The 504-nt window shown below is 37.1% G+C and carries 1 protein-coding gene; it reads right to left on the bottom strand.

What is annotated here, in order from left to right; all coding sequences use genetic code 11:
* The coding region (locus tag F4V57_RS14720) for a hypothetical protein (protein ID WP_150330569.1) at positions 1–319 on the bottom strand (319 nt) is incomplete at its 3' end.
* Positions 320–504: the final 185 nt, after the last annotated feature.

Below are 504 nucleotides of genomic sequence, written 5' to 3'. Positions count from 1 at the left end.
TTTCTAATCGTTTTGCTAGTGTAGACCCTGCTTTTGCTGCATCTGTTGCCGCTGTAGTAGATGCTTTTCCAAATACTTTACCGCCTGTTGTTTTTGATGTTGCTGAATCTGATATAGATGAGTTAACTTTTGCATTAGCTGCCGCAGCAGCTTGTGCATTCTTAATTAATTGTTGTCTTCTAGCTTCAACTTGAGAAAGATAATCAGATCTAACCTGCTGCGTTTGCTGAACTTTATTTGTATTAGGCACATCATCGGCATACGCAAATGATGTAATCAAAATAGCAAATAAAATTACAAATACTTTATAAGAACCCATGTCACAGCAACCATTATCAAAATTGGAATCCAATTCAACACCGAAGCATTTTCAATCATTTTTTATTACTCAAAATTGAAGAAAGCCCCGAAGGGCTTTGCATTACGCAGAGTTAGCACCACGTTTGGTATAACGCCAAGCGACAAACAAACCTAGAATTACCAATGCAGCAGCAAAGATAATTT

Origin of the sequence: Acinetobacter qingfengensis (assembly GCF_008693185.1) — a bacterium.
GTDB classification, from domain to species: Bacteria; Pseudomonadota; Gammaproteobacteria; order Pseudomonadales; family Moraxellaceae; genus Acinetobacter; species Acinetobacter qingfengensis.
This window is presented reverse-complemented; position numbering and strand designations above follow the sequence as displayed.